A 2,324-nucleotide genomic window follows, 5' to 3' on the forward strand; every position below is an offset into this window, starting at 1 on the left:
GGGCCCTTGAAGCGCACCTCCTGCAGGGTGTTGGCGCGGTCCTTCGGCACTTCGGGCGCGATGGCGCGACCGCTCTGCACCAGCCGCGCTTGCAGGGCGACGGCGCGCGGCACCGCCGCAGTGAAGCTGATCCGGATCGAATCCAGCGGCGAGCAGGCGGCGCCAGCGTTCACCCGCGTGCATTCGATGCGGGCGGTAAAGGCCTGGCGCACGCTGAAGCGCCGCTGCCAATCCGTGCCGGCCGTCAGGCAGTTGGCAGCGGCAACGCCCTTGCCCCACAGGATTGTCACCTTGCCGCCAGCAGGCAGCGGTCGGCGGCACTTCAGGGCGGTGATGCTGGCGCGGGTACGGGCCTCCCCGTCTTCGCTCGCGCGCCAGCCGGCCTGTTCCAGGAACCAGTTCAGATTCCAGTTGCCGCGCGATCCCTTGATGATGGCATCGCGGGTGGCATCGGGCTGCGGATCAAGCGGGATTTTCTCGCCCACGCCTTCGATCAGGCAGGCGGCGTGGGCGGCCAAGCTGGCCGGCGTGGGCGGCGCTTCGCTGGCGATCAGGAAAACCTGGTCTTCGGCCAGTTCCTCATACTCCGGCGCGATGGCGCGCAGCGATGGCCCTGGCGTGGTGAAGCGGAATGGGCCCGCACTGGCCAGCGGGCGGCCGGCAAGATCCTTCAGGCCTGGCGCGAGGCTGAAACTGCACGCCTGCCCACCCGGCAACGGCGTGGCCAGATCGATGGCAAAACGTTGTGGATCGAGCCACTGGCCCTTGCCGCCCGCCGCGCAGGCACCCGTGATGGGCGCCGGCGCAGTGCCGCCCAACGCCACCATCGGCGTGGCAAAGCGCACGACGATCTGCCGCGGCGCGGCCACCGTCCCTTCAGGCGAGAAACCCACCACGCCGGGCCGGGACTGCCCGATGAGCGGCATGGCGGCGAGGCCAAGCACCAGCCCCGCGCCCAACAGGCGCCAGTGCATCCGGGGGCGCGGAGTCGGCATCGGCCAAGCTTGCCGGGAAGCGGGCTGGGCAACAAGCGATAGTCTTGATTTGGCCGCTGTTTCGGCGCGCCTTTTTCCTGTCATGCTGGCAGGCTAGGCGTTAGTTATGATGCGTCTGTCCCTTTCTCCGCTGGTGTTGCTGCTGATGGCTGCTGCTCCCCTGAAGCCCGCCCCCGTGCCGGTGCCGCCACCGGCCCCGCCGATCATCATCGCCCATCGCGGCGCCAGTGCCGAACGGCCGGAACATACGCTAGCCGCCTATGAACGCGCCATCGAACAGGGCGCCGATTTCATCGAGCCTGATCTGGTGCCGACCAAGGACCATCAGCTGGTGGCGCGGCATGAGAATGAGATTTCCGGCACCACTGATGTTGCCAACCATCCCGAGTTCGCGGCGCGCAAGACGACGAAGACCATCGATGGCGAGGCGATGACCGGCTGGTTCACCGAGGATTTTACCCTTGCCGAGCTGAAGACGCTGCGTGCAAAGGAGCGCCTGCCGCTGCTGCGTCCGGCCAACATGGCGTTTGATGGCCAGTATGAAATCCCCACACTGGCGGAAATCATTGCGCTGGCCAAATCGGCCTCTGCCCGCACCGGGCGGACGATCGGCATTTACCCCGAAACCAAGCATCCCAGCTATTTCCGCTCCATCGGCCTGCCGCTGGAGCCAGTGTTGCTGGCGGCGCTCAACGAGGCGGGCTGGACGACGCGCGAGGCGCCCGTGTTCATCCAGAGCTTTGAAGTCGACAATCTGAAGGCGCTGAAAGGCCAGACCGGGGTGCGGCTGATCCAGCTGATGGGTGCCAAGGGCAAATCGGCGGACGGGTATGATTATGCCGCGCTCGCCAGCGCCGATGGGCTGAAGCAGGTTGCGACCTATGCCACCGGGATCGGCCCGGAACGGGTGATGATCATCCCGCGCGGCACCGATGGCCGGCTGGCCCAGCCGACCAGCCTGGTGCGCGACGCCCATGAAGCAGGGCTGGAGGTGCATCCGTGGACGTTCCGGCCGGAAAATTATTTCCTGCCCGAAGGCCTCAAATCCGGCAGTGACCCGCGCGAACTGGGGGACGTGGATACCGAAATCCGCACCTATCTTGCCACCGGCATCGACGGCCTGTTCAGCGATTCAACCGCCGCGGCAGTCAAGGCGCTTGCCGCGCCTCCGGCCAATCCAGCACGAAATTGATGTGCGCCGCCGCGATCGGCTTGTCGCGGCTGCCCTGCCAGGCTTGCGCATGCACATTGACCACGCGGCGGCCCAGCTTGGTGATGCTGGCGACGGCGCGGGTTTCCTGCGTTGCGCCTTCCCGCATGAAATCGACT

Annotated in this window: 1 protein-coding gene and 2 pseudogenes; 1 reads left to right on the top strand and 2 read right to left on the bottom strand. The window is 66.9% G+C overall.

The window, feature by feature from the left end:
- Positions 1–995: pseudogene (locus RT662_RS09795) on the bottom strand (Ig-like domain-containing protein); the annotation flags it as partial.
- 106 nt (positions 996–1,101) lie between these two features.
- On the opposite strand from RT662_RS09795, the gene RT662_RS09800 reads away from it, so the two are divergent.
- Entirely contained in the window at positions 1,102–2,187 is a 1,086-nt protein-coding gene (locus RT662_RS09800) for a glycerophosphodiester phosphodiesterase (RefSeq protein ID WP_313670528.1), read from the top strand.
- On the opposite strand, the pseudogene RT662_RS09805 reads toward RT662_RS09800, so the two are convergent.
- A pseudogene (locus RT662_RS09805) lies at positions 2,144–2,324 on the bottom strand (PaaI family thioesterase); the annotation flags it as partial. The gene RT662_RS09800 and the pseudogene RT662_RS09805 sit on opposite strands and share 44 nt — an antisense overlap.

It is taken from the genome of Sandarakinorhabdus sp. (genome assembly GCF_032115815.1).
Taxonomy (GTDB): Bacteria; Pseudomonadota; Alphaproteobacteria; order Sphingomonadales; family Sphingomonadaceae; genus Sandarakinorhabdus.